Annotated in this window: 23 protein-coding genes; 17 read left to right on the top strand and 6 right to left on the bottom strand. The window is 62.8% G+C overall.

What is annotated here, in order from left to right; all coding sequences use genetic code 11:
* Positions 1–81: 81 nt before the first annotated feature.
* The gene (gene radC, locus PQR27_RS16710; RefSeq protein WP_408524686.1) at positions 82–897 is read right to left on the bottom strand and encodes a RadC family protein; all 816 of its coding nucleotides are present in this window, start codon (positions 895–897) and stop codon (positions 82–84) included.
* A gap of 198 nt (positions 898–1,095) precedes the next feature.
* Between radC and PQR27_RS16705 the strand changes: the two genes are divergently transcribed.
* The 7 genes from PQR27_RS16705 to PQR27_RS16675 all read left to right on the top strand — a co-directional run bounded on the left by PQR27_RS16705 (position 1,096) and on the right by PQR27_RS16675 (position 8,206).
* Positions 1,096–1,551, top strand: coding sequence for an FKBP-type peptidyl-prolyl cis-trans isomerase (locus tag PQR27_RS16705; protein ID WP_042321518.1), 456 nt, complete (start codon positions 1,096–1,098; stop codon positions 1,549–1,551).
* A gap of 2 nt (positions 1,552–1,553) precedes the next feature.
* Positions 1,554–2,516 (top strand): 4-hydroxy-3-methylbut-2-enyl diphosphate reductase, encoded by a 963-nt coding sequence (gene ispH / locus PQR27_RS16700; protein WP_408524685.1) that lies wholly within the window; start codon positions 1,554–1,556, stop codon positions 2,514–2,516.
* A gap of 542 nt (positions 2,517–3,058) precedes the next feature.
* Entirely contained in the window at positions 3,059–4,258 is a 1,200-nt protein-coding gene (locus tag PQR27_RS16695; RefSeq protein ID WP_408524684.1) for a branched-chain amino acid ABC transporter substrate-binding protein, read from the top strand.
* 229 nt (positions 4,259–4,487) lie between these two features.
* Positions 4,488–5,438, top strand: a complete 951-nt coding sequence (locus PQR27_RS16690) for a branched-chain amino acid ABC transporter permease (RefSeq protein WP_408524683.1) — start codon at positions 4,488–4,490, stop codon at positions 5,436–5,438.
* Positions 5,439–5,451: 13 nt separating this feature from the next.
* A complete protein-coding gene (locus PQR27_RS16685; protein WP_408524682.1) occupies positions 5,452–6,621 on the top strand; it encodes an ABC transporter permease subunit in 1,170 nt (389 codons plus the stop codon).
* A gap of 68 nt (positions 6,622–6,689) precedes the next feature.
* A complete protein-coding gene (locus PQR27_RS16680) occupies positions 6,690–7,490 on the top strand; it encodes an ABC transporter ATP-binding protein (protein ID WP_408524681.1) in 801 nt (266 codons plus the stop codon).
* Entirely contained in the window at positions 7,490–8,206 is a 717-nt protein-coding gene (locus tag PQR27_RS16675; RefSeq protein WP_408524680.1) for an ABC transporter ATP-binding protein, read from the top strand. Before PQR27_RS16680 ends, PQR27_RS16675 begins: the two co-directional genes overlap by 1 nt.
* A 153-nt stretch (positions 8,207–8,359) precedes the next feature.
* Here the strand turns inward: PQR27_RS16675 and PQR27_RS16670 are convergent, their stop codons facing one another.
* From PQR27_RS16670 to PQR27_RS16660, 3 genes are all read right to left on the bottom strand, one after another.
* The gene (locus tag PQR27_RS16670) at positions 8,360–8,824 is read right to left on the bottom strand and encodes a GNAT family acetyltransferase (protein ID WP_408524679.1); all 465 of its coding nucleotides are present in this window, start codon (positions 8,822–8,824) and stop codon (positions 8,360–8,362) included.
* Between the two features lie 19 nt (positions 8,825–8,843).
* Positions 8,844–10,028, bottom strand: a complete 1,185-nt coding sequence (locus tag PQR27_RS16665) for an acetylornithine transaminase (protein ID WP_408524678.1) — start codon at positions 10,026–10,028, stop codon at positions 8,844–8,846.
* Between the two features lie 362 nt (positions 10,029–10,390).
* Positions 10,391–11,422: a CDP-6-deoxy-delta-3,4-glucoseen reductase gene (locus tag PQR27_RS16660; RefSeq protein ID WP_408524677.1), complete on the bottom strand. Its 1,032-nt coding sequence runs from the start codon at positions 11,420–11,422 to the stop codon at positions 10,391–10,393.
* A gap of 94 nt (positions 11,423–11,516) precedes the next feature.
* Here PQR27_RS16660 and PQR27_RS16655 point away from each other — a divergent pair, with 94 nt between their 5' ends.
* Positions 11,517–12,539, top strand: coding sequence for an NAD-dependent epimerase/dehydratase family protein (locus PQR27_RS16655; RefSeq protein WP_408524676.1), 1,023 nt, complete (start codon positions 11,517–11,519; stop codon positions 12,537–12,539).
* Between the two features lie 10 nt (positions 12,540–12,549).
* On the opposite strand, the gene PQR27_RS16650 is transcribed toward PQR27_RS16655, so the two are convergent.
* Positions 12,550–12,738 (bottom strand): hypothetical protein, encoded by a 189-nt coding sequence (locus PQR27_RS16650; protein WP_408524675.1) that lies wholly within the window; start codon positions 12,736–12,738, stop codon positions 12,550–12,552.
* A gap of 166 nt (positions 12,739–12,904) precedes the next feature.
* A complete protein-coding gene (locus PQR27_RS16645) occupies positions 12,905–13,615 on the bottom strand; it encodes a pseudouridine synthase (RefSeq protein WP_408524674.1) in 711 nt (236 codons plus the stop codon).
* 94 nt (positions 13,616–13,709) lie between these two features.
* Here PQR27_RS16645 and PQR27_RS16640 point away from each other — a divergent pair, with 94 nt between their 5' ends.
* From PQR27_RS16640 to PQR27_RS16600, 9 genes are all read left to right on the top strand, one after another.
* Entirely contained in the window at positions 13,710–14,960 is a 1,251-nt protein-coding gene (locus tag PQR27_RS16640) for an MFS transporter (protein ID WP_408524673.1), read from the top strand.
* 184 nt (positions 14,961–15,144) lie between these two features.
* Positions 15,145–16,113, top strand: coding sequence for a MurR/RpiR family transcriptional regulator (locus tag PQR27_RS16635; RefSeq protein WP_408524672.1), 969 nt, complete (start codon positions 15,145–15,147; stop codon positions 16,111–16,113).
* On the top strand, positions 16,110–17,102 hold the full coding sequence (locus PQR27_RS16630) for an isoaspartyl peptidase/L-asparaginase family protein (RefSeq protein ID WP_408524671.1): 993 nt from the start codon (positions 16,110–16,112) through the stop codon (positions 17,100–17,102). Before PQR27_RS16635 ends, PQR27_RS16630 begins: the two co-directional genes overlap by 4 nt.
* Before the next feature lie 90 nt (positions 17,103–17,192).
* On the top strand, positions 17,193–19,082 hold the full coding sequence (locus PQR27_RS16625; RefSeq protein ID WP_459251658.1) for a dipeptide ABC transporter ATP-binding protein: 1,890 nt from the start codon (positions 17,193–17,195) through the stop codon (positions 19,080–19,082).
* An 89-nt stretch (positions 19,083–19,171) separates the two neighbouring features.
* Complete coding sequence (gsiB, locus tag PQR27_RS16620) at positions 19,172–20,734, top strand: glutathione ABC transporter substrate-binding protein GsiB (RefSeq protein ID WP_408524669.1); 1,563 nt, start codon at positions 19,172–19,174, stop codon at positions 20,732–20,734.
* A gap of 106 nt (positions 20,735–20,840) precedes the next feature.
* On the top strand, positions 20,841–21,761 hold the full coding sequence (gene gsiC, locus PQR27_RS16615) for a glutathione ABC transporter permease GsiC (RefSeq protein WP_408524668.1): 921 nt from the start codon (positions 20,841–20,843) through the stop codon (positions 21,759–21,761).
* Positions 21,762–21,768: 7 nt separating this feature from the next.
* Positions 21,769–22,674 (top strand): glutathione ABC transporter permease GsiD, encoded by a 906-nt coding sequence (gene gsiD, locus PQR27_RS16610; protein WP_408524667.1) that lies wholly within the window; start codon positions 21,769–21,771, stop codon positions 22,672–22,674.
* On the top strand, positions 22,671–23,750 hold the full coding sequence (locus PQR27_RS16605; RefSeq protein ID WP_408524666.1) for a DmpA family aminopeptidase: 1,080 nt from the start codon (positions 22,671–22,673) through the stop codon (positions 23,748–23,750). The genes gsiD and PQR27_RS16605 overlap by 4 nt, the downstream gene beginning before the upstream one ends.
* On the top strand, positions 23,747–24,580 hold the full coding sequence (locus PQR27_RS16600) for a M55 family metallopeptidase (protein ID WP_408524665.1): 834 nt from the start codon (positions 23,747–23,749) through the stop codon (positions 24,578–24,580). Before PQR27_RS16605 ends, PQR27_RS16600 begins: the two co-directional genes overlap by 4 nt.
* The last annotated feature ends 71 nt before the right edge of the window (positions 24,581–24,651 follow it).

Below are 24,651 nucleotides of genomic sequence, written 5' to 3'. Positions count from 1 at the left end.
CAGAAAAAAAGCCGCAAAATCAAACCTTATTTGCGATGCCAGACCTGCCGTCTCTTCCGCGCAATCCTGGTTTAGTCCGTATCACGGCCATCCGGCGCGGGCAAACGAATACGTGTGGTCAACGCCGATTACCAGATGATCCACCAGTTGGACGTCGATCAACGTGAGCGCATCGCGCAACGTATGCGTCAGTCGGCGGTCGCTTGCGCTTGGCTGGACGGCGCCGGAGGGGTGATTATGCGCAACGATGAGACTGGCGGCATTCAGACTCAGTGCGCGCCGCACGATTTCGCGTGGATAGACCGCCATGCGCGTGAGTGTACCGCGTGCACTTTCCTCGCAACGGATCAGGCGGTGCCGCGCGTCGAGAAAAATCGAGACGAAGACTTCCTGGGGCCGTCCGCCGATCAGCAGACGCAGATAGTCGTGCACGGCTTCGGGCGAGTCCATCAGCGGGCGTTCGCGCAGTTTGTCCACCAGCGAGCGCCGCGCCATTTCCATGATGGCGAGCAGTTGCGCTTTTTTCGCCGGGCCGATGCCGCGCAGGCCGGCGAAATCCGTGTACTCCGCATCCAGCATGGCGCGCAGCGAGCCGAAGCGTTCGAGCAGTTCGCGCGCGACGTCGAATACGTTGTGGCCCGGCAGGCCCGAACCGAGCACCAGCACGATCATCTCGGTGTCGGACAGCACGCCCGGCCCGCCATCGATCAGCCGTTCGCGCGGCATGTCGCTTTTCAGCCATTTGCCGCCCGCAAGCGGCAGCGAGGTGTCAGACAGGGGCTCGATGGGTGGGGCGCCAGGCGGCGACGGTCTTGCCGGTGAGCCGGCGGCCGGCCGTGCTTCGCGCATGGCCGCCTCCGCTGGCGCTTCGTCTATCGTGCAGGCGCGATTGTCCATATATATAGCCTCGTGGTTCGGGGTTGCGGCGATGGGCGGCACCGGGGCGGGCGGCGGCGCGCGTGAGCGGCGCAAGCCGGAGACGGCTATGTGGCTTACAATAGGCGCTTTGCGCACGGCACGCCGACGGTTTGCCACACGCGTCGACTGCGCCCGCGGCGCAACGCGTGCAGCGCGCTTCGACTGAGCGAGCACTGCATGAGCATCATCGACATTTCCGAAGTGAAGCCCGGTTCACATGTGACGCTTCATTACCGGCTTTCCCTTGCCGATGGCGCCGAAGTCATCAATACATTTACCGACAAACCGGCCACGCTTCTGCTTGGCGCGGGCCAACTGGCGCCGCCGCTGGAAGATATTCTGCTGGGTTTGAAGGTGGGGCACCACTCGACCTTTCAGCTAACGCCAGGTCAAGCGTTCGGTCCCCGCAATCCGGAGTTGATCCAGCGCGTATCGCTGGCCACGCTGCGCGAAAACAGCATGATTGGCGAGGATTTTTCCCCGGGCGATCTGGTCGAATTCAACGCGCCGGGTGGCGGCCGCTATGCCGGCGTTCTGAAGGAAGTCGGCGAGACGTCGGCCCTGTTCGATTTCAATCACCCGCTTGCCGGCCAGGCGCTGGCGTTTGAAGTGAAAATCATCGGGATTCTGTAAACATGAGCATCACGGATACGACTCTTGCCGAAGCCGAGATCCTGCTTGCGCAGCCGCGCGGGTTCTGTGCCGGCGTCGATCGGGCTATCGAGATCGTCGAGCGAGCCCTCAAGCTGCACGGCTCGCCGATCTACGTGCGTCACGAAATCGTCCACAACGCCTATGTTGTCGAGGATCTGCGCAAGAAGGGCGCGATCTTCATCGAGCAACTGGAAGAAGTGCCGGCCGGTAATACGGTCATTTTCAGCGCGCACGGCGTATCGAAGGCGGTGCGCTCCGAAGCCGAGTCGCGCGGCCTGCGGGTGTATGACGCCACCTGTCCGCTCGTCACCAAGGTGCATATCGAAGTCGCAAAGATGCGCCAGGACGGTTTCGACATCGTGATGATCGGCCACAAGGGCCACCCTGAAGTCGAGGGCACAATGGGGCAGGCCGGCGAAGGCATGCATCTGGTCGAGGATATCGAAGACGTGCAGGCACTGGCGCTGGCCGATCCTGAGCGGATTGCATTCGTCACGCAAACCACTTTGTCCGTCGATGACGCGGCAGAGATCATCGGTGCTCTGAAGGCGAAATATCCCGCAATCCGCGAACCGAAGAAGCAGGACATCTGCTACGCCACACAGAATCGCCAGGACGCCGTGAAGTTCATGGCGCCGCAGTGCGATGTCGTGATCGTGGTCGGCAGCCCGAATAGTTCAAACTCGAACCGGCTGCGCGAACTGGCCGAAAAGCTCGGCGTGCCCTCCTATATGGTGGATTCGCCGGACCAGATCGATCCGGTCTGGGTGGAAGGCAAGCGCCGGATCGGCGTGACGGCGGGCGCTTCGGCGCCGGAAGCGCTGGCCCAAGCCGTCATTGGCCGGTTACGTGAACTGGTCGGCGTGCGCAACGTGCGCGCGCTCGAAGGCATCGAGGAGAACATCGCGTTTCCATTGCCGCGCGGACTGGGTCTGCCAGCCTGACAATCAGCCAACGGTTCTGAAAGGAAAGCGCGCCCAAGGGCGCGCTTTTTTTATATGTGCCCATAAGCGTCGCCTCCAAAAATAAAGTGCCGGATCATGCCAGGAAGCCTATTTTGGAGAGATCGAGCGGGAATTTTTTCGAATTGCGATCCGGTTTTTATTCGCTTTCGACTCAATCTGACCCCGTTAAATTTACGCTTAAGCGGTTGCGATCATTTTTGACGCACTAAAATAGTGCGTCCGCGTTGATATCAATAGAAACGTAATACTTAACGCAAAGCGCGGCGCAATCAGGCGCCGGGCCAGATCGCTGCAACACTTGATGCCATTGGGTGCAAGGGTGGTGCAACTGATGCGCGGAAAACAGTCGCAACCAGGTTGCGCCGAGTGTGGGTTTTCGCTCTCAAAATAAGGTTGCAATGCAGGAAAACCCTGCCGGTTCGACAATATTGCATGTCGCATAATTGGAGTTACAATGCGCGCGTTCTCAAGGCCTCCGGGTCCCGAACAATAGATTTTGCAAGGCGCAGGAGACCTACTTAATGCGAGCCAAGTTTGCTTACGCCGTGTCCGTCGCGGCCGCGGTTGCGATGCTGACCGCGTGCGGCAAGAAACAGGATGGCGAGGCGGGAGCGGGTGCATCGGCTGCGGCAGTAGCGGCGGCTCCCGCGAGTGAAGCGACTATCGTGAAGATCGGTCATGCGGCCCCATTGACGGGCGCGATTGCGCATCTTGGCAAGGACAATGAAAACGGCGCGCGTCTGGCGGTCGAGGAAATCAATACGCACGGTTTGACGATCGACGGCCACAAGATCCAGTTGGAGCTCGACGCACAAGATGATGCAGCGGACCCGAAAACGGGGACGGCGGTTGCTGAGAAATTCGTCGACGATCATGTCGTCGCCGTGGTCGGGCACCTGAATTCGGGCGTTTCGATTCCGGCGTCGAAAATTTATAGCGATGCCGGGATCGTGCAGATCTCGCCGTCGTCGACGAATCCGGGCTATACGCAGCAAGGTTTCAAAACGACCTATCGGGTGGTCGCGACCGATGCCCAGCAGGGTCCGGCGCTTGCCAACTACGCAACGAAGGTGCTTGGCGCGAAACGCATCGCGATCGTCGACGACTCGACCGTATACGGTAAGGGGCTGGCCGACGAGTTCGCGAAGACGGTGCAGGCGAGCGGGGCGAAGATCGTCGCGCGCGAAGCCACGAATGACAGGGCTACGGAGTTTCAGGCCGTCCTTATGAAGATCAGGCGTGTTCAGCCGGACGTAATCATGTTCGGCGGCATGGACGCAACGGGCGGGCCGTTTGCCAAGCAGGCGGCGGCGCTCGGTATCAGGGCAAAAATCCTTGGCGGCGACGGTGTGTGTACCGACAAGGTGGGTGAGCTGGCGGGAACCGCCGTGCAGAACCTGGTCTGTTCGGAAGCAGGACTTGCGCTTTCGAAAATGGACAAGGGAGCGGACTTCGAAAAGAAGTACGTCGACCGTTTCCACACACCGGTGCAGATTTACGCACCGTTCACGTATGACGCTGTGTACGTGATTGTCGATGCAATGAAGCGCGCTAATTCGATCGAGGCGCCCAAGGTGCTGGCTGCGATGCCGTCCACCGATTACAACGGGGTAATCGGCCACATCGCGTTCGACGACAAGGGTGATTTGAAAGAGGGCGCCATTACGCTTTACGACTTCAAGGACGGCAAAAAAGCGGTTCTCGACGTCGTGAAGATGTGATGACGGGACGTTCAGACTGACGGCACCGAAACCACCCAACGGTGCCGTTTTTGCATCCGCCATCGGTTCGTCCCCGACTGCATCCCAGTCGTAAGACAAACCAGGCAGCGGATTACCCTTACCGGTCTTTTACATCAGTACCCGCAGTGCCGTTGAGATTCCGTAACGCATCACCGCCCACCGGCTGATGAAAAGCGCGAATCCAGTCGCACGGGCTAAGGAGCATTAAATGGATATCTTCATCCAGCAGATCCTCAACGGACTGGTGCTTGGCAGTGTTTATGCCATCATCGCACTGGGCTATACGATGGTTTACGGCATCTTGGGCATCATCAACTTCGCTCACGGCGATGTGTTGATGGTGGGCGCGATGGTTGCGCTCTCAGCCATAGGCGTGCTTCAAAACCACTTCCCCGGCCTCGGCAATGTGCCGACGCTCATCATCGCGTTGATCATCGCGGCAGTGGTTTGCTCGGTGGTCGGCTACACGATCGAGCGCGTGGCCTACCGGCCGTTGCGTAAAGCACCGCGCCTCGCCCCGCTGATCACTGCGATCGGCGTGTCGATCCTGCTGCAGACGCTGGCCATGATGATCTGGTCGCGTAACCCGCTGCCGTTCCCACAGCTCTTGCCTACTGATCCGATCAACGTGATCAAGGCCACCGACACGACACCTGGCGCCGTGATCTCGATGACCGAAATCGTGATCATCGTGGTGGCGTTCCTCGTGATGGGTGGTCTGCTGCTGCTCGTGCACAAGACCAAGCTCGGCCGCGCGATGCGTGCGATCGCTGAGAACCCGGGCGTGGCCAGCCTGATGGGTGTGAACCCGAACTTCGTGATCTCGGCGACCTTCATGATCGGCTCGGCGTTGGCCGCTCTGGCTGGTGTGATGATCGCGTCCGAATACGGCAACGCACACTTCTATATGGGCTTCATCCCAGGTCTGAAGGCCTTTACCGCGGCGGTGCTGGGCGGGATCGGCAATCTCGGCGGCGCGATGGTGGGCGGCGTGCTGCTCGGCCTGATCGAACAGCTGGGGGCAGGCTATATCGGCAACCTCACGGGTGGCGTGTTCGGCAGTAACTATCAGGACGTGTTCGCGTTCGTGGTGCTGATCATCGTGCTGGTGTTCCGTCCGTCGGGTCTGCTCGGCGAACGCGTTGCGGATCGAGCGTAAGGAGTAAACAGACATGACCTCAATTCAACCGATCGAGCCGTCCACGACGCTCATCCCTGAAAAGAACCTGACGAAGACGCTGACCGTCGGCATCATCACCGCGATCTTCGTGATCGCGGCACCGATGATCATCGGCGCGGCCGGCGGCAACTACTGGGTCCGCGTGCTCGACTTCGCGATGCTGTACGTGATGCTCGCGCTGGGCCTCAATGTGGTGGTCGGCTTCGCCGGCCTGCTGGACTTGGGCTACATCGCGTTCTACGCCATTGGCGCGTACGTCGCGGCACTGCTGAGCTCGCCCCACCTGACCTCACAGTTCGAGTGGATCGCGCACCTGTTTCCGGGCGGCCTGCATACGCCGATCTGGATCATCGTGCCGATCGCCATGGGTGTCGCTGCGCTCTTCGGGATTCTGCTCGGTGCGCCGACCTTGCGTTTGCGCGGCGACTATCTCGCTATCGTGACGTTGGGCTTCGGGGAAATCGTGCGGATCTTCATGAACAACCTCGACCGTCCGGTGAATATCACCAACGGCCCGAAGGGGATCACGGGGATCGATCCGGTGCAGGTGGGCGGCTTCAGTCTCGCGCAGAGCCACTCGCTGTTCGGTCTGCAATTCCCGTCGGTGTACTCGTACTACTACCTGTTCGTGCTGTGCGCGTTGCTGGTGATCTGGGTGTGTACGCGCCTGCAGCACTCACGTATCGGCCGTGCATGGGCCGCGATCCGCGAAGACGAAATCGCCGCCAAGGCGATGGGCATCAACACCCGTAACGTGAAGCTGCTGGCGTTCGCCATGGGAGCATCGTTCGGCGGCCTGTCGGGCGCGATGTTCGGTTCGTTCCAGGGCTTCGTGTCGCCGGAATCGTTCACGTTCTGGGAATCGGTCGTGGTGCTCGCGTGCGTGGTGCTGGGCGGCATGGGCCACATCCCTGGCGTGATTCTCGGCGCGGTGCTGCTCGCCGTGTTCCCGGAATTCCTGCGCTCGACGATGGGTCCGCTGCAGAACATGATCTTCGGTCATGAAATCGTCGATACCGAAGTGATCCGTCAGTTGCTGTACGGCCTCGCGATGGTCGTGATCATGCTGTACCGCTCGGAAGGCCTGTGGCCGTCGCCGAAGCACGAAGACAAGATTGCGAAACTGGCGAAGCGCAGCGGCAAGAAGCCGGTGCGCGCTTAACGGACCGTGCGTTGCATGGGACCGGAGTAAGCGCTAAAGCGCTAACTCCGGTCGACAGGAGAAATCATATGAGCGATAACCTGAATAATAGCGTGGGCAGCGACCAGATCCGCCTGTCGGTGAAAGGCGTGAACAAGCGCTTCGGTGGCTTGCAGGCACTTTCTGACGTCGGCCTGCAAATCAGGTCGGGGCAGATTTACGGCCTGATCGGCCCGAACGGCGCCGGCAAGACCACCTTCTTCAACGTAATCACGGGTCTGTACACACCCGATTCGGGCGAGTTCAAGCTCGACAACGTGGAATACACGCCGACCGCCGTCTACCAGGTGGCGAAGGCGGGGATTGCGCGGACGTTCCAGAACATCCGTCTGTTCGGCGGCATGACCGCGTTGGAAAACGTGATGGTCGGCCGTCATGTGCGCACGAAGCACGGCCTGATCGGCGCGGTGTTCCAGACGCCGGCCGAGCGCAAGGAAGAGCGCGAGATCAAGGAGCGCGCGATCGAACTGCTCGAATACGTCGGCATTGCGCAATACGCGGACTACACGTCGCGCAATCTGTCGTACGGTCACCAGCGTCGTCTGGAAATCGCCCGCGCACTGGCGACGGATCCGAAGCTGCTCGCGCTTGATGAGCCGGCTGCCGGCATGAACGCAACGGAAAAGGTCGAACTGACCAAGCTGCTCGACAAGATCCGCAGCGACGGCAAGACGATTCTGCTGATCGAGCACGACGTGAAACTGGTGATGGGTCTGTGCAACCAGATGACGGTGCTCGACTACGGCAAGGTGATTGCGCAAGGTCTGCCTTCAGACGTGCAGAAGGATCCGAAGGTGATCGAAGCTTATCTGGGTGCGGGGGTCCACTAATGGCAACGGCAATGTTGAAAATCAAGGGCCTGCAGGTCAATTACGGCGGCATCCAGGCAGTCAAGGGCATCGACCTCGAAGTCGCTCAAGGCGAACTGGTCACGCTGATCGGCGCGAACGGCGCTGGCAAGACCACGACGATGAAGGCGATCACGGGTTTGAAACCGTACGCGGCAGGCGACATCGAGTACATGGGCCAGTCGATCAAGGGCATTCCGGCGCACGAACTGCTCAAGCGCGGTCTCGCGATGGTGCCGGAAGGCCGCGGCATTTTCTCGCGCATGTCGATCGTCGAAAACATGCAGATGGGTGCTTATCTGCGTACCGATACGGATGGCATCAAGAGCGACGTCGATCGCATGTTCGGCTTCTTCCCGCGCCTGAAGGAACGGGCTACGCAGTACGCGGGCACGCTTTCGGGCGGCGAGCAGCAGATGCTGGCGATGGCGCGCGCGATCATCAGCAAGCCGAAGCTGTTGTTGCTGGACGAGCCGTCGATGGGTCTGTCGCCGATCATGGTCGAGAAGATCTTCGAAGTGGTGCGGGCGATTTCGGCAGAAGGCATGACGGTGCTGCTGGTCGAACAGAACGCGCGTCTCGCGTTGCAGGCGGCGAACCGCGGCTACGTGATGGACTCGGGTCTGGTCACGATGTCGGGTGATGCGAAGCAGATGCTGGATGATCCGAAGGTGCGGGCTGCATATCTTGGTGAGTAAGCTGGATGAATGAGCTCGGTGAATAAGCTCGGTGAATGAGCTGGACAAGCGAACTGGACAAATAAACGCATAGGTTTGCTTCAGCCGTAAAAAAGGCCACATGCGGGTGCAATTCACCCTGCATGTGGCCTTTTTCTTTGCAGACGACAGGATTCAGGCGGCCGATGCGGCCACTTCACCCAAACGCTTGCCGAGACTGATCACCTCGTCGGCGCGATATCCGAGCGCCTCATAAAACCTGCGCACGTCGGCTTTCGCGGACAGCACCTGTAAATTCAGCTTCGGGCAGCCCCGCTCGGTCAGCGCACGCTCCACATGAGCGACGAGGCGTGTGCCGATGCCATGCCGGCGCAGCGTCGCATCCACTGCGAGCGAATACAGCCAGCCGCGGTGTCCGTCATATCCGCCCATCACCGTGCCGACGATCCGCTCGCCGAACACCGCGACGAAGAACAGTTCCGGTTGTGTTGCGAGCTTGTTGGCAATCGACAGATGCGGATTGCGCTGCGGCCTCGTCACGTCCCGATACTCGGGGAAGATTTCCTGCCAAAGCGCGACCACGGCATCGGTGTCGCGCGCGTCGAAGCAGCGGATCGATAGCGTCGTGGAAACTGTCATAAGCGAGTTCCGGCGACGCTTACAGCGTGTCGAGGATCGAACGCAGCATCGCCATCATCTGGTCGATTTCTTCGTTCGTCACGTTCAGCGCCGGCATGAAACGCAGCAGGTTCGGGCGCGCGGCGTTCAGCAGCAGGCCGTCCGGTTGCATCAGGCGCGCTTTCTCGACGATCTGGTTGCCGATGTCCTTGCCGAGCAGCAACGCGCGCAGCAGACCTTCACCGCGCTCGCCCTCGAAGCCGCGCTCTTCCGACAATTCAAGCAGCTTCGCGCGCAAATACTCGCCCCGTGCGCGCACGCCTTCGAGGAACCCGGGCGCCGTCAGCTGCGAGATCACCGAGTAGCCGACCGCGCTCATCAGCGGATTGCCGTTGTACGTGCCACCCTGGTCGCCTGCCTCGAACACCGCGATGTTGGCCTTCGCCAGCAAGGCTGCGAGCGGCACGCCGCCGCCGATGCCCTTGCCGAGCGTCATGATGTCCGGCTCGATGTCCGACAACTCATAGGCGAACAGGGTGCCCGCACGGCCGCAGCCGCTCTGCACTTCGTCGACAATCAACAGCAGGTTGTGCTTCTTGGTCAGCGCGCGCAGTTGCTGCATGAATTCGCGCGTGGCGGGAATCACGCCGCCTTCGCCCTGAATCGGCTCGAGCATCACCGCGACCGTTTTTGCGTTGATGAGCTTTTCAACCGACGCGATGTCGTTCAGATCCGCCTTCGGGAAGCCCGGCACTTGCGGTGCGTAGATCGTGTCCCAGCCCGGCTTGCCGCTGGCCGACATTGTCGCCAGCGTGCGGCCATGGAAGCTGTGATCGAACGTGATGATTTCGAACGCGCCGTCCTTGAATTTCTTGCCCCACTTGCGCGCGAGCTTGATCGCGCCTTCGTTCGCTTCGGCGCCGCTGTTCGCGAAGAACACCTTGTCGAAGCAGCTGTGTTGCGTGAGCAGACCCGCGAGTTGCGCCATCGGGCCGTTGTAGAACGCCGGCGACGGATTGAGCAGCAGTTGCGCCTGCTTGTTCAGCGCTTCGATCATGCCGTCGTTGCAGTGGCCGAGGCTATTGACCGCCCAACCCTGGATGAAGTCCAGATAACGCTTGCCGTTATTGTCATAGAGCCACGAGCCCTTGCCGTGCGTGAAAACGATTTCGGGCCGGTTCGTGATGTACATCAGCGATTCGATCGGGTACTCAGTGAAATTCATAACGGCAGGCTCCAGACGACGGGGTAAGGGATGAGTGAAGGTTTGGCCAAATGCGAAACAGGGGCCAGAAAAACAGAAAAGCCACGGCATGCCGTGGCTTTCATGATTCGTACTGCTTGCGCCTTTGTGCGGCGCGAATCCGTGACGAAGCCAGCGGCGTCCCTAGGGGAGCGGCGAGCGGCGACGTCGGAGTTCGGACTGGATGCGGTTCATGCGCGAAAGAATACGACAAGGAAACCGATGGTGTAAACCATGAATTTGCATGGATTCGCCGCAAAGTTGAATTTGGGCGAATCTGATTGCTCGTCAATGCGTTATTTGATGAACGGCTCGATCGTCATTCGACCGGGCCGCTCACCGCATCAAACCGCGTTCGCCAGATCCGCCGCGCTCGTGAAGGAATCCGCGTAGAACTCGTCTTCCGGCAGGCTATGGTGCAGGGTGAAATCGCGCTGCGCCGACTCGACCATCACCGGCGCGCCGCATGCGTACACCTGATACGCCGACAGATCCGGCAAATCTTCGATCACTGAGCGATGCACGAAGCCGACGCGCCCCGTCCATGCATCGTCCGCGTCCGGTTCCGATAGCACCGGCACGAACTTGAAGTTCGGAATGTCTTTCGCCCATTGCTCGGCCAGTTCGAGCAAATACAGATCCTTCTTGCGGCGCGCGCCCCAGTAAAGCGTCATTGGCCGGTTCAGGTTCTTGAACACCGCATGTTCGACGATCGCCTTCAGCGGCGCGAAGCCCGTGCCCGAAGCCAGCAGCACGATCGGCTTATCTGAATCTTCGCGCAGGAAGAAGGTGCCGAGCGGGGCTTCGAAGCGCAGGATGTCGCGCTCTTTCATTGTGTTGAACACGTGATCGGTAAAGGCGCCGCCGGGCATGTGACGAATGTGCAGTTCGATCGGCCCTTCCGCGTGCGGCGCGCTCGCCATCGAATAGCTGCGGCGCTTGCCGTCTTTGAGAATGAACTCGAGGTATTGGCCAGCCAGATATTGCAGACGCTCGTTGGCGGGCAGTTGCAGCTTCAGCACCACGACGTCGTCAGCCTTGCGCTCGATCGCGTTCACGCGGCACGGCAGTTTCTTGACCTGCACGTCGCCGACACCGGCCACTTCGCGGATATCCACCTCGAGATCCGAACACGCGGTCGCGCAACACAGAAGCGCCATGCCACGCGTCTTTTCGTCGTTCGACAAGGCCGACGACGAATGCTGGCGCTGCTCGACTTCGCCGCTCACCACGGTGCCTTTGCACGAGCCGCAGGCGCCGTTCTTGCAGCCGTACGGCAGGCCGATGCCCTGGCGCAAAGCGGCGCTGAGCACGGGTTCGTCCTGTTCCACCTGAAACTGCCGGCCGCTTTGCCGGAGCGTGACGTTAAATGCCATAAAGTATTCGGAATCGAAAAGTCGGTAATCGTTATTGGACCGCGGTGTCAACTGCGCGGTGCCCGCCGCGCTTGACGGCTACAATGCGTCCACCATGAAAGCGACACGAAATTTACGCCGGCCGCGGGTGCTGATTGTAGGTTGCGGCGATGTTGGCATGCGCTGCGTACCCTTGCTACAGCCGCACGCGCATGTCTTCGCGCTCACCAGCCACGCAGAGCGGAGCGCCGAATTGCGCGCCGCGGGCGTGACGCCACTGGTCGGCGACCTCGACGTGCGCCGCAGTCTGAAACGGCTCGCAGGACTCGCGCCGACAGTGCTGCACCTCGCGCCACCGCAAAAGACCGGCGACGATGACCGCCGCACCCGTGCCTTGCTCGCGACGCTGGGCGTTCGCCGCGATCGCGCGCTACGTGCCGCGCGCAGTGCGGTAGCGCCGGTGGGGCGGCTGCGCCGGATTCGTGCCTCATGGGCGGAATCTGAAACAGCCGACATTGTACCCGACGGGGTGCGCTGGACCGCTGGTTCGCGCGCGCCGCTCCGGCTGGTGTACGCGAGCACGACGGGCGTCTACGGCGATTGCGGCGGCGTCTGGATCGACGAGACACGTGCGTTGCAGGCCGCCAACCCGCGCGCCAAACGCCGCGTGTCGGCTGAGCGGCAACTGCGGCGCGCGACCGCCCGCGGTGTGGTTGCCGCCAGCATCGCGCGCATTCCCGGCATCTATGCGCGCAACCGTCTGCCGCTGGCACGGCTCGAAAAGCACACACCGGCATTGGTCGATGCCGACGACGTCTACACCAACCACATCCATGCCGACGATCTCGCGGCGATTCTCGTACGCATGGCCACGCACGGACGCGCCGCGCGCGTGGTCCACGCGTCCGACGACACGTCGCTGAAGATGGGGGAGTACTTCGACGTGGTGGCTGACGCGTTCGGCTTCGAGCGCGCTCCCCGCATCACGCGCGAAGAAGCCGAGCAGCAGATCGAGCCGACCTTGCTGTCGTTCATGCGGGAATCGCGGCGGCTCGTCAACCGACGCCTCAAGGAGGAGTTGCGGGTGCGCTTGCGCTATCCGAGCGTCGACGATTTTCTGCGCGCGGTGCGTGGCTGAGCGACCGATTTCAGGTCAGTGCCGGCAATGCTTCCAGAAGCAGGAAACACAGCATCGCGCCGATCAGTGCGCCGATCAGGTTCGGATGGTATTTGTGGCGCAGCCGCATGACGATGAGCAGCGCGCCGATCAGAACCAGCCCCAGGCACGCGAAAGCAATCATCACAGGCGAGATCGCAACAATGTCGCGGGTGACCATGACGCCCTCCTTGAACCCTTTGTAGTCTTTGTTTAATCGAGTATAGGGCGGCTCGTAAGGAAGCACATGTTGCGGCGCAGCGCGCTGCGCGGGCCGTGTGGGCCTTGTGTGCGGCGGAGCACACGATTCCCCTGACGCCTCAAGGCTTTAAAGGGGCACTACCGGTTTACCCGCTCCGTAAAGATCCGAGGTCGGTTTCGTCGAGCCATTGCCATGCGCCTTCGGCCAGCGTCGCAGGCAATGCAAGTCCGCCGATGCGCTCGCGGTGCAGTGCCTCGCAGCGGTTGCCGGCCGCCGCGATCATCCGCTTGACCTGGTGATACTTGCCTTCCATCACGGTGAGCGCCAGCGTGCGGTCGCCGCGTGCCCGTGCCTCGACAGCGGCGATCGGTTTGGCCTCGCCGTGCAGCAGTACGCCGTCGCGCAGGGCGGCGAGCTGGGCGTCGTCGACAGGGTGGCGCGTGGTCGCGACGTACACCTTCGGCACTTTGCGTTTCGGCGACGTGAACAGGTGGACGAACTTGCCGTCGTCGGAGAGCAGCAGCAGGCCCGTCGTATCCTGGTCGAGACGGCCCACGCATTGCACGCCGCGCTCGGCGAACTGCGGCGGCAGCAGGCTGAACACGCTCAGATGATGCTGTGGTTCACGCGAACATTCATACCCGGCGGGCTTGTTCAGCAGCAGATAGGCATGCTCGCGATACGGCCAGACGACGCCGTCCACGCTGAAACGGAACGTGTCGTCGCCGGTTGGGAAGTCGGTATCGGCATCGGTGCGGACCGCGCCTTCGACGCTCACGCGGCCGTCGCTGATCAGCGCGCGGCATTGGCGGCGCGAGCCGAAACCTTGAGTGAAGAGAATGCTTTCGAGATTCATGGCGAGCGAAGAATAACACCGCAAGAAGCGGAGCGCCGCGCCGCGCCAAAGCGACCACGATGCACTCCTCAAGTCCCGTCGCAGGAGTTTATCGATGCATGCCGCTTCCGCTTCATCCACGATCCGTCTGCCGGTCGCGTTCCAGCGCCTCGCATGGTCGAATCTGGTCGCGCAGTCCGCTGAGCAGATCAGCCTTGCCGCCGCGCCGCTCGTCGCTGTGTTCGCGCTCGGCGCCGGCGCGCGCGACACCGGTTTGCTGCAAACCGCGCAGACGCTGCCGTTCCTGTTGCTGTCGATTCCGCTCGGCGTGTGGGCCGATCGACGCTCGCGCCGCACCTTGATGACGCTCGCCGAAAGCGTGCGCGTGATCGCGATGCTGGCTGTGTTGCTGCTCGTCATGACGCACACCTTGAGTCTGCCGCTGCTTGCCGCGCTCGGTTTCATTGCGGCGACCGGCACCGTCGCCTACAACGTCGCGGCGCCTTCGCTGGTGCCGTCGATCGTGCCGCGCGAGGCATTCGCGCAGGCCAATGGACGGCTCGAACTCGCGCGCAGCGTCGCCTATTCGGCGGGGCCGGCGCTCGGTGGCCTGCTGGTGGGCTGGATCGGCGCGGGCTCGGCATATGGCTGTGCGGCCGGGCTGTCGGCGCTGGCCGTCACCTTGCTGGCGGGGCTGCGCGAACCGCCGCGCGCGACGGCCGCGCAGCGGCACTTCCTGCTGGAGCTGCGCGACGGCACACGTTTCGTGCTGCGAGACGCGCTACTGCGGCCGATGCTCGCGACCGCGGTGTTCTTCAATCTCGGCTTCTTCATTCTGCAAGCGGTGTATGTGCCCTACGCGGTGCACCGGCTCGGGTTGAACGCGTCGGCGGTGGGCGTGACGCTGGGTGCCTACGGCATCGGCATGGTGTGCGGCGCGCTCGCCGCACCGGCCATCGCGCGACGCCTCGCATTCGGCCGCGTGCTGATCATCGGACCGTTCTGCGGCCTGCTCGCCTCGCTCGTAATGGTGGCGACGCTCGTCGCGCCGTCGTTCTGGCTGGCGACGCTGAGTTTCTTCCTTCTCGGCGTCGGACCGATTCTGTGGGTCGTCGGCTCGACCACGCTGCGTCAGGCGATCACGCCGGAGCGGATGATCGGTCGCGTCTCGGCGCTCAACAGCACGGCAACGTATGGCGCGCGGCCGTTGGGCGCGTTGCTCGGCGCCGCGATCAGCGCGCGGTGGGGCATGGAGCCATGCCTCGTGGCCGCAGCGGCGGCCTTTGTCGTGCAGGCATTGATCATTGTCATGTCGCCGGCCGCGCGGCTTGCGGACATTCTCGAGGGCACGGCGACGGCACAGTGAAAAACGGTTTTCATCGGACCGACGCGTTGTGCCCCAAACACGTCGCGGCTCGTCGGGATAAACCCTCGAAAATGAAAATGAATTTTTTTATAAGGACTTTTCATGTAAATATACTTTCATTCAATTTGATTACGTCCCGGCAGGAAGTCCCCTTTGGGGACGGTCCGCGCCGTGGATCATCCGCATGGTCCATCACCCAGCCGCCGCTGCATCCAGTCCCGCCGAGCAGGCAATCGCCGCGCGTATCGCCGTGGCGATGCCGACCCTGACGCCGATCCACCGGCGCATGGGCGAATACGTACTGGCGAATCTGTTTCGCGCCGCGACCATGCGGATCGACGAACTGGCGAGCGTGGTGGGCGCCTCGGTGGCGACCGCGAATCGCTTCGCTCGCGCGCTCGGCTTCGACGGTTATCCGCAGTTTCGTGAGGCGCTGGTGCGCGGTTTCGAAGCCACGCTTGCGCCGGTCGAACGGCTGCGCAGCGCGCAGGAGTCGCTCGCGCCTGGCGACGACCTGCTCGATGCGTCGCTCCAGCAGGCCGCCGCCAACCTTCACTCCACCCGCACCGCAATCGATAGCGCCGCAGCCGAAGCCGCGGTCGAAGCGATCATTGCCGCACGCCGTGTGTTCGTGCTCGGCTACGGGGCCAGCGCGTTTCTCGCGGGGTTGATGGAGCATGGCCTGATGCCGTATCACGACAACGTGCAGTCACTCGCGCTGATCGGCGGTCCTTCGCATGCGGCGCGCCGTCTGTTCGCATCGGACGAACACGATCTGGTGATCGGGATCGCGTTTCCCCGCTACGTCGACGACACCATTGAACTCGCGCGGCGTGCCGCGAGCCGCGGCGCGCGGGTGCTCGCGCTGACCGACGGCCCGCATTCGCCGCTCGCGCAATTCGCCGATCTCACGCTGTACATCCGTTCGGAACGGCGGCTCGCGGCCAATGCCGATTCCGCCGTGCTGGCCGTGATCGAAGCGCTTTGCGACGCGGTCGCGTATCGCGCCAAACGCTCCGTGAAAGCGGCCGCCGAGGTCAGCGAATTCGTCCTGCCCTGGCTCACCGATCCCTACGCCGCGCCGTCCGGCACCGCGGATCAGTCCGCGCGCACGTCCATCCGTACTCCCCGCACTCCCAGAACCAAACGATGAACTCCAACGCAGTCATTGCCATTCACGGCGGAGCAGGCACCATCCTGCGCGCGTCGATGTCGGCCAACGCCGAAGCTGAATACCACGCCGCTTTGCATTCGGTGCTGAGCGCCGGCCAGCGTGTGCTCGCTGACGGCGGCAGCGCACTCGACGCCGTCAGCGAAGCCGTGCGTCTGCTCGAAGACTGTCCGCTCTTCAATGCGGGTCGTGGCGCCGTCTACACGGCAGCCGGCACGCACGAACTCGACGCCGCGATCATGGACGGCAGCACGCTCGACGCCGGCGCGATCTGCTGCGTGAAGCGCGTGCGCAACCCGATCCTGGCGGCGCGCCGCGTGCTCGAGCGTAGCGAGCACGTGTTGTTTACCGGCGAAGGCGCGGAAGCATTCGCGGCGGCGCAAGGACTCGAATTCGTCGAGCCGGAGTATTTCCATACCGACGCGCGTCATCGTCAGTGGTTGCTGGCGCGCGGTCAGCAACGCGCGATGCTCGATCACGACGGCGCGACACTGGCTTCCGCCGCGTCCGCTTCGAACGACGACCCCACGCCGCATGAACCGATCGATCCGAATCGCAAGTTCGGCACGGTCGGCGCGGTCGCGCTCGATCAACACGGTCACGTGGCGGCCGCCACATCGACGGGCGGTGTGACCAACAAGCAGGTGGGCCGGGTCGGCGATACGCCGCTGATCGGCGCGGGCTGCTATGCGGACGACGCCACCTGCGCGGTCTCCACCACCGGCTCCGGCGAGATGTTCATGCGCATGGTCGCCGCCTACGACGTGGCCGCGCAAATGGCGTATCGCAACGTCTCGCTCGAAGAAGCGGCGCACGACGTGGTGATGAATCGCTTGCCGAAAATCGACGGCCGCGGCGGTCTGGTCGCCGTCGATGCGCGCGGCAACGTCACGCTGCCTTTCAATACCGAGGGCATGTATCGCGGCTTCGCCCGCGTGGGTGAAACGCCGGTCACGGCGATCTATCGCTAACGCTTGCGCCCGCTCGCTGAACCTTCGCTTCCTGCGTCCGAATTCAAAGGAAACATCGTGCCGACTAACTCGCACTCCGCCCGCCCGCTGATGGAAACCTTGCCGCCGCAACGCGTACTCGCGGTCGACAATCTATCGGTCGCGTTCCGCAGCGGCGACACCACCTTCAATGCGGTGCGCAATCTGTCGCTGACGGTCGAGCGCGGCGAGACGCTGGCGATCGTCGGCGAATCGGGCTCAGGCAAATCGGTGACCTCGCTCGCGTTGATGCGGCTGATCGAGCACGGCGGTGGGCGTCTTGCCGGCGGCAGCATCGCTTTCCGGCGCCGCGACGGCAGCGTGCTGGACCTCGCGAAAGCGTCGTCCGGCACGATGCGCTCGATTCGCGGCGCCGACATCGCGATGATCTTCCAGGAGCCGATGACGTCGCTCAATCCGGTCTTCACGGTCGGCGATCAGATCAGCGAAGCGATTGCGCTGCATCAGGGCAAGAGCCGTTCCGCCGCGCATGCCGAAACGCTGCGCCTGCTCGAACTCGTGCGGATCCCCGAAGCGCGCCGGGTGGCTGCGCGTTTCCCGCATCAACTGTCCGGCGGCATGCGCCAGCGCGTGATGATCGCGATGGCGCTGTCATGCAAGCCCGCATTGCTGATCGCCGACGAGCCGACCACCGCGCTCGACGTGACGATTCAGGCGCAGATTCTGCAATTGATCCGCGGCTTGCAGGACGAGATGAACATGGGCGTGATCTTCATCACGCACGACATGGGCGTGGTCGCCGAAGTGGCCGATCGCGTGCTCGTGATGTATCGCGGCGAGAAGGTCGAGGAGGGCGCATCGGACACACTGTTCGCCGCGCCGTCGCATCCTTATACCAAGGCTTTGCTGGCGGCCGTGCCGCGTCTGGGCGCGATGCAGGGCACCGATCAGCCTGCCAGATTTCCGATTCTGACCGTCGAGCAGGCTGCCTTGAGTGGTGCCGAACAGGCCGTGCGTCCCGCTGCGGCAGTCGCTGAAGAGGCCCAGCCGCCAGTGCAGGACAGCACGCCGCCGATCCTGCGTGTGCGCGATCTGGTTACGCGCTTTCCGGTCAGGAGCGGCGTGTTCGGCCGCGTAACAGGCCGTGTGCACGCGGTCGAAAAAGTCAGCTTCGATTTGCGCCCGGGCGAAACGCTCGCACTCGTCGGCGAGTCGGGCTGCGGCAAATCCACCACCGGCCGCTCGTTGCTGCGCCTCGTGGAAAGCCAGAGCGGCTCGATCGAATTCGCTGGCAAGGAAATCAGTTCGCTGACGGGCCCGGCGTTGCAGGCGCTGCGCCGCGACATCCAGTTTATTTTCCAGGATCCGTTCGCTTCGCTGAATCCGCGTTTGACGGTCGGCTTCTCGATCATGGAGCCGCTGCTCGTACATGGCGTGGCGCAAGGTGAAGAAGCGCAGGCGCGGGTTGCGTGGCTGCTCGAAAAAGTCGGCTTGCCACCCGAAGCGGCGCGCCGTTATCCGCACGAATTCTCCGGCGGACAGCGGCAACGGATCGCGATCGCGCGGGCGTTGGCCCTGAATCCAAAAGTGGTGATCGCCGATGAATCCGTCTCCGCGCTGGACGTCTCCGTGCAGGCACAGATCGTCAACCTGATGCTCGATCTGCAACGCGAACTCGGCGTCGCCTATCTGTTCATCTCGCACGACATGGCGGTAGTTGAGCGCGTTAGCCATCGCGTGGCGGTGATGTATCTCGGCCAGATCGTCGAGATCGGCCCGCGCCGCGCGGTGTTCGAAGCCCCGCAGCATCCGTACACGAAGAAACTGATGGGCGCGGTGCCGGTCGCCGATCCGGCGCGCCGTCACGCGAAACGGATGCTGGCCGCCGATGAGATCCCCAGCCCGATCCGCGCATTGCACGACGAGCCGATTGTGGCGCCGCTGATTGCAGTCGGCCCGGATCATTTCGTCGCCCAGCACCGGGTCGGCGGTGCTTATTGAGCGCGCTGATCCACCCACCCGCAAGCACTCAAGTATTCCTATCCGCCTCACACCAACCTGATTCATTTCGCAGCCTGGAGCTTAACCTCATGAACCTGCTGGTCCCGTCTTCTCCGTTTCGTTTGCGCGCGCTGGTTAGCGGCGGCGCGGTGGTGTTCGCGATGCTCGCGGGCAATGTGGCGCACGCCGATACCACGGCCGTGATGGCTGTCGCGTCGACCTTCACGACGCTCGATCCGTACGATGCCAACGACACGCTTTCGCAAGCCGTCGCGAAGTCGTTCTATCAAGGGCTGTTCGGCTTCGACAAGGACATGAAGCTGGTCAACGTGCTGGCCGACAGTTACGAGGCGAGCCCGGACGCCCGGGTCTATACGTTCAAGCTGCGCCATGGCGTGAAGTTCCAGGACGGCACGGACTTCAACGCCGCCGCGGTCAAGGCGAACTTCGACCGCGTGACGGATCCGGCGAACAAGCTCAAGCGCTACAACATGTTCAACCGCATCGAGAAGACCGAAGTGGTCGATCCGTACACGGTGAAAATCACGCTGAAGGCGCCGTTCTCGGCCTTCGTCAACGTACTGGCGCATCCGTCCGCCGTGATGATTTCGCCGGACGCACTGAAGAAATACGGCAAGGATATCGCCTTCCATCCGGTCGGTACCGGTCCGTTCGAACTGGTGAAGTGGGACCCGGCGGGCGACCTGACGGTGAAGAAGTTCGCCGGCTACTGGAAGAAGGGCTACCCGAAGGTCGATTCGATCGACTGGAAGCCGGTCGTGGACAACAACACGCGTGCAGCGTTGATGCGCACCGGCGAAGCGGACTTCGCGTTCCAGGTGCCGTTCGAACAGGCCGCGCAATTGCAGTCGAGCCCGAAGGTCGATCTGATCGCGTCGCCATCGATCATCCAGCGTTACATCAGCCTGAACGTCAATCAGAAACCGTTCGACAACCCGAAAGTGCGTGAAGCGCTGAACTACGCGGTCAACAAGGACGCATTGACGAAGGTCGCGTTCGCCGGTTACGCGACGCCGGCTGACGGCGTGGTGCCGCAAGGCGTCGATTACGCGGTGAAGCTCGGCCCCTGGCCGTACGATCCGGCGAAGGCGCGCGAACTGCTGAAGGAAGCGGGCTATCCGAACGGCTTCGAAACCACGTTGTGGTCCGCGTATAACTACTCGACCGCGCAGAAGGTGATCCAGTTCGTGCAGCAGCAACTGGCGCAGGTCGGTATCAAGGCGCAGGTCGAAGCGCTCGAAGCAGGTCAGCGCGTCGCCAAAGTGGAAAGCGCACAGGATGCCGCCAGCGCGCCGGTGCGGATGTACTACGCGGGCTGGTCGTCGTCGACGGGTGAAGCCGACTGGGCCATCACGCCGTTGCTCGGTTCGGTGTCGTTCCCGCCGAAGATGGTCAACACCGCGTACTACAAGAACGACACCGTCGACAGCGATCTGAAGCAGGCGCTCGAAACCACCGACCGCACGCAGAAGGCCGCCTTCTACACCGACGCGCAAAAGCGCATCTGGGCCGACGCGCCGTGGATCTTCCTCGTCAAGGAGAAGGTGGTGTACGCGCGCAGCAAGCGTTTGTCGGGTGCTTACGTGGCGCCGGACGGCTCGTTCAATTTCGACGAGATCGCCATCAAGTGATGGGTTGAGCGCCCGGCCGCTGCGTTGTTCGTCAACGCAACGGCCAGGCGGTCGTGTACCGCGTCGCAAGATTCTTCGTTGCCCGCATCATTGCCGGATGGGTTTCATGCTGAACTTTCTCGTCAAACGTCTCTTTGGCCTGCTGCCGACGCTCTTTATTGTCGCCTTGCTGGTCTTCCTGTTCGTGCATCTGTTGCCGGGCGATCCGGCGCGGCTCGCCGCCGGCCCCGAGGCCGATGAAGCGACTGTCGCGCTGGTGCGCGCCGATCTGGGCCTCGATAAGCCGATGCCGCAGCAATTCACCAACTTCTTCGTGAAGATCGCGCATGGCGACTTCGGTACTTCGACGCGCAGCAAGCGGCCGGTCAGCCAGGAAATCGGCGAGCGCTTCATGCCGACGCTTCTGCTGACGCTCGCCAGCATGGTGTGGGCGGTGGTGCTGGGCATGGGCATCGGCATTGTCTCGGCGGTGTGGCGCAATCGCTGGCCGGACCGGCTCGGCATGACGCTCGCGGTGTCGGGTATTTCGTTTCCGGCCTTCGCGCTCGGCATGCTGCTGATGGAAATTTTCTCGGTGAAGCTCGGCTGGCTGCCGATTGTCGGCGACGGTTCGTGGCAGAGCTACGTGCTGCCGTCGCTGACGCTCGGTGCGGCGGTAGCGGCGGTAATGGCCCGCTTCACGCGCGCCTCGTTCGTCGAAGTGATGAACGAAGATTTTGTCCGCACCGCGCGCGCCAAGGGCGTGCCCGAGCGGCTCGTGATCGTCAAACACTGTCTGCGCAACGCGATGATTCCGGTCATCACGATGATGGGGCTGCAGTTCGGCTTTCTGCTGGGCGGCTCGATCGTCGTGGAAGTGGTGTTCAACTGGCCCGGCCTTGGGCGCCTGCTGGTCGACGCCGTCGCGATGCGCGACTATCCGGTGATTCAGGCCGAGGTGCTGTTGTTCTCGCTCGAATTCATCATCATCAACCTGGTTGTGGACGTGCTGTATGCCGTCATTAACCCGACCATCCGTTTCAAGTGAGGCCCGCATGAGCACCACAGCCACCGAGGCGAATGCGGCGAAATCCGCCCCCGCAGAACGCGCGATCCGCACCCCGTGGAGCGAGTTCTGGCGCAAATTCCGCAAGCAGCACGTGGCGCTCGCCGCGGGCATTTTCGTGCTGCTATTGATCGCGGTCGCGATCGTCGCGCCGCATATCGTTCCGTACGACCCGGAGAATTTCTTCGACTACGACGCGTTGAACGCGGGCCCTTCGGCGGCCCACTGGTTCGGCGTCGATTCGCTGGGCCGCGATATTTTCAGCCGCATTCTGGCGGGCTCGCGCATTTCACTGGCGGCGGGCTTTCTGTCGGTCGCGATCGGCGCGGTGATCGGTACGTTCTTCGGCTTGCTGGCCGGCTACTACGAAGGCTGGTGGGACCGCATCACGATGCGCGTTGCCGACGTGCTGTTCGCATTCCCTGGCATTCTGCTGGCGATCGGTGTGGTCGCGATTCTCGGCAACGGCATGATCAACGTGGTCTGCGCCGTGGCGATCTTCAGTATTCCGGCGTTTGCGCGGCTGGTGCGCGGCAATACGCTGATGCTCAAGCAACTGACCTATATCGAGGCGGCGCGCAGTATCGGCGCATCGGACTGGACCATTATCGTGCGGCATATTCTGCCGGGCACGATTTCATCGGTGGTCGTGTACTTTACGATGCGTATCGGCACCTCGATCATCACGGCAGCAAGTCTCTCGTTCCTCGGACTCGGCGCGCAACCGCCGACGCCCGAGTGGGGCGCGATGCTCAACGAAGCGCGCGCCGATATGGTCACGGCGCCGCATATCGCGCTGTTCCCGAGCCTGGCGATTTTCCTCACGGTGCTCGCGTTCAACCTGCTGGGCGACGGATTGCGTGACGCGCTCGATCCGAAGCTCGACCGGCCATGAGCGCGGCGAACCCTGAAACCATGCCGCATATCGGCGTATTGCCGCGCGGGCCGCGCGGGTCGATTGCCGATGTGCAAGGCGTGACGGCGGGCCATTGCACGCTCGATGACGGCCCCGTGCAAACCGGTGTGACGGTGATCCGTCCGCATGGCGGTGATCCGTTTCTCGACAAGGTGCCCGCTGCTGCGTCGGTGATCAACGGATTCGGTAAAAGCATCGGGCTCGTGCAGGTCGAAGAACTCGGTGTGTTAGAAACGCCGATCGCGCTGACGAATACCTTTGGCGTCGCCGCACTCGCGCAGGCGCAGATTCGCGCGGCGGTCGCAGCGAATCCGCGCATCGGACGCGAATGGCCGACGGTGAATCCGCTGGTGTTCGAATGCAATGATGGCTACCTGAACCATATCCAGGCGCTGGCTGTCGGCGAACAGCACTATCAGGCAGCCTACGATGCGGCTGGCGTGGCGATCGCCAGCGGTTCGGTCGGCGCGGGGCGTGGCATGTCGTGCTTCGACCTGAAAGGCGGCGTCGGCAACGCATCGCGCGTGGTCGAAGTGGCGGGGCAGATGTATACGGTCGGCACCCTGGTGCTGGCGAATTTCGGCCGTCTGCCGATGCTGACCGTCGACGGCGTAGCGCTGGGTCGCGTGCTGGCAGAACGTGCGTCCCAGGCGGCCACGGCGACCGCCGCGAAACCCGAGCAGGGCTCGATCATCATGATCGTCGCGACCGATGCGCCGCTCGACGCGCGCCAGCTCAAGCGTCTCTCGTTGCGCGCGGCGGCCGGCCTTGCGCGAACCGGTTCGGTCTACGGCCATGGCAGTGGCGACATCGCGCTGGCCTTCTCGACGGCTTATACCGTGCCGCACGATGCCGATCTCGTCACGTTGCCGCCGTTGCTCAAGGATGCGCGTCTCGATCCGCTGTTTCGTGCCTGCGCGGACAGCGTCGAGCAGGCGATCATCGACGCGTTGTGGAGCGCCACATCCGTGACGGGGCGCGATGGTCATCGGCGTCTGTCGCTGCGCGATACAACCAGCGATCTTGCTCAACTTCTCAAGTCATCCTTCAGATGAAAGTCCTCATTTCCGCCGATATCGAAGGCGTGGCGGGTGTGTTCCATCCCGAGCAAACCCGTGCGGGCAACGGTGAATATGAAGCCGCGCGCCGCTGGATGACGCTTGAAGCAAACGCCGCCATCGAAGGCGCATTCGCGGGCGGCGCCACCGACGTCTGGGTCAACGATTCGCACGGCGGCTTTCGTAATCTGCTGCCTGATCTGCTCGACGCGCGCGCCCAGGTCGTGCTCGGCAAACCGCGCACGCTCGGCATGATGGCCGGGCTCGAATACGGCGCGGCGCTGGTGTTCATGATCGGCTATCACGCGATGTCGCAAACGCGCGGCGTTCTTGCGCATACGATCAACAGTTTTGCGTTCGCACGCGTTTCGCTTGACGGTGTCGAAGTCGGCGAGGCGGGACTGTATGGTGCACTCGCGGAAGAATATGGCGCACGTGTCGCGCTTTTATCAGGCGACGATGTTTTCGCCGAGGAAACCGCGCCGCGTTTTCCGGGTGCGCGGTTTGTCGTCACCAAGCGCGCCACAGGGCATGCAAGCGGCGTCACGCAAACGCCGGCAGGCGCGCGCGACGCCATCGAACGCGCGGCGCGCGAAGTGGTTCGGCACCACCTGAGCGCCGGGCTGGCAGCGACCGCCACGCGTGCAACGCCGGCACCCGTGGATTGCGAATTGCGCGTCCAGACCACCGCGCTCGCGGATCTGTTCTGCCAGTGGCCGACGCTGACGCGTGTCGACGCCGTTACGCTGCGTTTCAGTGCGGCATCGGCGGAGCATGCCGTGCGCATGCTGAACTGCCTTTCGGCGATGTCGTTCATGTTGCGCTAGCCGATCAACGCCTTCCCTACGCGCGCAATTCATCACGCTTACGTTTTCATAAAGCATCAGCGCCATCGCGG

This window comes from Paraburkholderia fungorum, from assembly GCF_046027215.1.
GTDB lineage: Bacteria > Pseudomonadota > Gammaproteobacteria > Burkholderiales > Burkholderiaceae > Paraburkholderia > Paraburkholderia fungorum_D.
This window is presented reverse-complemented; position numbering and strand designations above follow the sequence as displayed.

Excerpts from the sequence above, each read along its gene's own strand:
- radC (WP_408524686.1), bottom strand. The coding sequence starts at position 897 with ATGGACAATCGCGCCTGCACGATAGACGAAGCGCCAGCGGAGGCGGCC.
- PQR27_RS16705 (WP_042321518.1), top strand. The coding sequence starts at position 1,096 with ATGAGCATCATCGACATTTCCGAAGTGAAGCCCGGTTCACATGTGACG.
- ispH (WP_408524685.1), top strand. The coding sequence starts at position 1,554 with ATGAGCATCACGGATACGACTCTTGCCGAAGCCGAGATCCTGCTTGCG.
- PQR27_RS16695 (WP_408524684.1), top strand. The coding sequence starts at position 3,059 with ATGCGAGCCAAGTTTGCTTACGCCGTGTCCGTCGCGGCCGCGGTTGCG.
- PQR27_RS16690 (WP_408524683.1), top strand. The coding sequence starts at position 4,488 with ATGGATATCTTCATCCAGCAGATCCTCAACGGACTGGTGCTTGGCAGT.
- PQR27_RS16685 (WP_408524682.1), top strand. The coding sequence starts at position 5,452 with ATGACCTCAATTCAACCGATCGAGCCGTCCACGACGCTCATCCCTGAA.
- PQR27_RS16680 (WP_408524681.1), top strand. The coding sequence starts at position 6,690 with ATGAGCGATAACCTGAATAATAGCGTGGGCAGCGACCAGATCCGCCTG.
- PQR27_RS16675 (WP_408524680.1), top strand. The coding sequence starts at position 7,490 with ATGGCAACGGCAATGTTGAAAATCAAGGGCCTGCAGGTCAATTACGGC.
- PQR27_RS16670 (WP_408524679.1), bottom strand. The coding sequence starts at position 8,824 with ATGACAGTTTCCACGACGCTATCGATCCGCTGCTTCGACGCGCGCGAC.
- PQR27_RS16665 (WP_408524678.1), bottom strand. The coding sequence starts at position 10,028 with ATGAATTTCACTGAGTACCCGATCGAATCGCTGATGTACATCACGAAC.
- PQR27_RS16660 (WP_408524677.1), bottom strand. The coding sequence starts at position 11,422 with ATGGCATTTAACGTCACGCTCCGGCAAAGCGGCCGGCAGTTTCAGGTG.
- PQR27_RS16655 (WP_408524676.1), top strand. The coding sequence starts at position 11,517 with ATGAAAGCGACACGAAATTTACGCCGGCCGCGGGTGCTGATTGTAGGT.
- PQR27_RS16650 (WP_408524675.1), bottom strand. The coding sequence starts at position 12,738 with ATGGTCACCCGCGACATTGTTGCGATCTCGCCTGTGATGATTGCTTTC.
- PQR27_RS16645 (WP_408524674.1), bottom strand. The coding sequence starts at position 13,615 with ATGAATCTCGAAAGCATTCTCTTCACTCAAGGTTTCGGCTCGCGCCGC.
- PQR27_RS16640 (WP_408524673.1), top strand. The coding sequence starts at position 13,710 with ATGCATGCCGCTTCCGCTTCATCCACGATCCGTCTGCCGGTCGCGTTC.
- PQR27_RS16635 (WP_408524672.1), top strand. The coding sequence starts at position 15,145 with ATGGTCCATCACCCAGCCGCCGCTGCATCCAGTCCCGCCGAGCAGGCA.
- PQR27_RS16630 (WP_408524671.1), top strand. The coding sequence starts at position 16,110 with ATGAACTCCAACGCAGTCATTGCCATTCACGGCGGAGCAGGCACCATC.
- PQR27_RS16625 (WP_459251658.1), top strand. The coding sequence starts at position 17,193 with ATGGAAACCTTGCCGCCGCAACGCGTACTCGCGGTCGACAATCTATCG.
- gsiB (WP_408524669.1), top strand. The coding sequence starts at position 19,172 with ATGAACCTGCTGGTCCCGTCTTCTCCGTTTCGTTTGCGCGCGCTGGTT.
- gsiC (WP_408524668.1), top strand. The coding sequence starts at position 20,841 with ATGCTGAACTTTCTCGTCAAACGTCTCTTTGGCCTGCTGCCGACGCTC.
- gsiD (WP_408524667.1), top strand. The coding sequence starts at position 21,769 with ATGAGCACCACAGCCACCGAGGCGAATGCGGCGAAATCCGCCCCCGCA.
- PQR27_RS16605 (WP_408524666.1), top strand. The coding sequence starts at position 22,671 with ATGAGCGCGGCGAACCCTGAAACCATGCCGCATATCGGCGTATTGCCG.
- PQR27_RS16600 (WP_408524665.1), top strand. The coding sequence starts at position 23,747 with ATGAAAGTCCTCATTTCCGCCGATATCGAAGGCGTGGCGGGTGTGTTC.